We start from the raw sequence: 3,314 nt of genomic DNA, 5'->3' as shown, positions 1-3,314 counted from the left end.
GCCCACCACGACCGGCCCGGCAGCACCCGCCTGATCGCCTACGTCGTACCCGACACCGACGGAACACCGGAAGACCTGCGCGAGTTCGTGCGGCAGCGGTTGCCCGAGTACATGGCGCCGTCCACGTACGTCACGCTGGACCGGCTGCCGTTGACGGCCAACGGCAAGCTCGACCGGGCCGCGCTGCCCGAACCCGCTCCGGGCGTGCGGGCGGATGTGCCGCGCCGTGAGCCGCGGACCGAGCGCGAGCGACTGCTGGGGACGCTGGTCGCGCAAGCCCTGGGCGTGGAGGAGGTCGGGCCCGACGACGACTTCTTCGCACTCGGCGGGGACAGCATCGTCTCGATCCGGCTGGTCAGCCTCGCGCGCTCGGCGGGCGTCGGACTCGCGGTCCAGGACGTCTTCGAGCAGCGGACCGCGGCCGGACTGGCCGAGGTCGCCCGGGAACTGGACGTGTCGGCATCGGACCCCGACGACTCCGGTGTGGGAGGGATGGAACCCACCCCGATCATGCGCTGGTTCGACGCCCGCGGCGGCGACATCGGCGCGTTCCACCAGGCGATGCTGCTGGAGGTGCCGGCCGGGCTGCGCCAGGACCATCTCGTCGCGGCCGTTCAGGCGCTCGTGGACCACCACGACGCGCTGCGGTTGACCCGGACGCCGGGCGGTCAGGGCAACGGGGCGTGGTCGCTGGAGGTGGGGCCGGTGGGATCCGTGCCGGCCGCGGAACTGGTACACCGTGTCGAGACCGCCGGCGCCGCCGTCGACGCGACGCTGGTCCACGCACAGGCGGAGGCGGCGTCCGCCCGCCTGTCGGCCGAGCGCGGCCTACTGGTTCAGATGGTCTGGTTCGACGCCGGACCGGCCGTACGGGGCAGGCTGCTGGTCGTCGTCAACCATCTCGTCGTCGACGGGGTGTCCTGGCGGATCCTGCTTCCCGATCTCATCGATGCCTGCGAGGCCGTCAGGGGCGGTCGTCCCCCACGGCTGGACCCGGTGGGCACCTCACTGCGCCGCTGGGCGAGTCTCCTCACGGTCGAGGCCCGGCAGCCGGCCCGCACCGCCGAGGCGGCGCTGTGGAGCGAACTGCTCACCGCGGCCGACCCACCGCTGACCACGGGCCGGCTCGATGTCGCGCGGGACACCGTGGGCCGCGCCCGCGAGCTCACCCTTTCCCTGCCACCCGAGGTCACCACCCCGCTCCTGACGACCGTGCCCACGGCCTTCCACGCGAAGGTCGACGACGTCCTGCTCACCGCGCTCGCCCTGGCGGTCGCCCAGTGGCGCCGGACCCACGCACGCGGGCGGCACACGGCTCTTCTGGTGGACGTGGAGGGGCACGGGCGCGAGGAGATCGTCGAGGGCGCGGACCTGTCGCGCACCGTGGGGTGGTTCACGACGCTGTATCCCGTCCGCGTCGACCCGGGCCCCCTGGCCTGGGAAGAGGTCGTCGACGGCGGGCCGTCGCTCGGACAGGCCCTGAAACAGGTCAAGGAACAGGTGCGCGCCCTGCCCGACCGGGGCATTGGCTACGGCCTCCTGCGGCACCTCAATCCGGAGACCGGGCCGGAGCTGGCCGGGCTCGCCGTACCGCAACTCGGATTCAACTACCTCGGCCGGTTCCCCTCGGCGGGCGCCCCGGTGGTCCCCGGCCGCCCGGAATGGACCGTGGCCGCCGAGACGGGCCTGCTGAGCGGCGCCGACCCGGCGACCGCCCTGGCGCACGGGCTCGAGGTGAACAGCATGGTCCGCGACGCCCCGGACGGGCCGGAACTGGAGGCCGTCTGGACCTGGGCGCCGGATCTCTGGACCGAACGGCACGTCCGAGCCCTGGCCGACCACTGGTTCCGAGCGATCCGCGGACTGGTCCGGCACGGCGAGCGCTCCGGCACCGGCGGCCACAGCCCCTCGGACTTCCCCCTGACCGAACTCAGCCAGCACGACATCGAGCAGCTCGAAGCAGCGTGGAGGGTGCAGAAATGACGTCGTCGGGCCTGGAAGACATCCTCCCCCTCTCCCCGATGCAGGAGGGGCTGCTGTTCCACTCCCGCTACGAACAGGACGGCGCGGACGTCTACGCTGTGCAGCACGTCTTCGCCGTCGAGGGCGCCCTCGACGCGGCGCGGCTGCGGGCCGCCGTGCTCGCGCTCGTCCAACGGCACCCGAACCTGCGCGCCGGCTTCCGGCAGGTGGACTCCGGCCGGACCGTACAGCTGGTACCACGCCAGGTCGAGGTTCCCTGGGACGAGTTCGACCTGTCGGCCCTTCCGGATGCCGACGCGGAGGGGGAGCTGGCCCGGCTCGCCGCGAAAGAGCACGCCCGCCGGTTCGACCTCGCCGAGCCGCCCCTGCTGCGCTTCTCCCTGGTGCGCCTGGCCGCCGAACGCCACCGCCTCGTCATGACCACCCACCACATCCTGCTCGACGGCTGGTCGACACCACTGCTCGTGCGCGAGTTGACCATGCTGTACGACAGCCAGGGCGACGCCACTGTGCTGCCCCGAGTGACCCCCTACCGGCAGTATCTGGGGTGGCTCGCGCAGCAGGACCAGCCGGCGGCGGAGGCCGCCTGGCGGCAGGCGCTCGGCGGACTCGAGCAGCCGACGCTGCTCACCCCGGTGGATCCGGGCCGCCCCGGCCTCATGCCGGAGCGGATCACGGTGGAGCTGGACGAGGACCGGACGGCAGCGCTGGCCGACTGGGCGCGCCGGCACGGGGTAACCCTGAACACCGTGCTCCAGGCCGCCTGGGGGCTGGTGCTGAGCCGGCGCACTGGGCACGACGACGTCGTGTTCGGGGCCGTCGTGGCAGGGCGAGACCCTCAGTTGCCCGGCGTCGAGAGCATGGTGGGTCTACTGATCAACATGGTGCCGGTGCGGGTGTCCCTGGACCCGGCGAAGTCACTGCTGGATACCGTCGAACAGGTGCAGAGCGCGCAGTCACGGCTCACCGGGCACCACCACCTCGGGCTCGCCCGCATCCAGCGACTGACCGGACTGGGCGACCTCTTCGACACCTCGCTGGTCTTCGAGAACTACCCGTGGGACGAGTCCGGAGAGCGGCCGGAGACCGGGCTGCGGATCACCCCCGACCTGGGCCGCGGGCGGGACGCGACGCACTACCCACTGACCCTGATCGCCGCCCCCGGCCGCCGTCTGTACCTCCGCCTGGACTACCGCCACGACCTGTTCGACCGGGCGACGGCCGCCGGGTTCGTCGACCGGCTGATCCGGGTGCTCGACCTCGTCGTCACGGATCCGTCCCGGCGGATCGGGCGGATCGATCTGCTCTCCGCGCAGGAGCGGGCGGCTGTG

Annotated in this window: 2 protein-coding genes; both read left to right on the top strand. The window is 72.8% G+C overall.

Annotation, left to right across the window (positions count from 1 at the left end; genetic code table 11):
- Nucleotides 1-1,983: condensation domain-containing protein (locus tag IE142_RS34485; protein WP_229831187.1), on the top strand; the 1,983-nt coding region annotated here is incomplete at its 5' end.
- On the top strand, nt 1,980-3,314 hold a 1,335-nt coding region (locus IE142_RS34480; protein ID WP_229831185.1), incomplete at its 3' end, for a condensation domain-containing protein. The genes IE142_RS34485 and IE142_RS34480, both read left to right, overlap by 4 nt.

Source organism: Streptomyces mutabilis (genome assembly GCF_014649815.1).
GTDB classification, from domain to species: Bacteria; Actinomycetota; Actinomycetes; order Streptomycetales; family Streptomycetaceae; genus Streptomyces; species Streptomyces mutabilis.
Note: the sequence above shows the minus strand (reverse complement) of the source record. Positions and strands in the feature narration are given on the sequence as shown.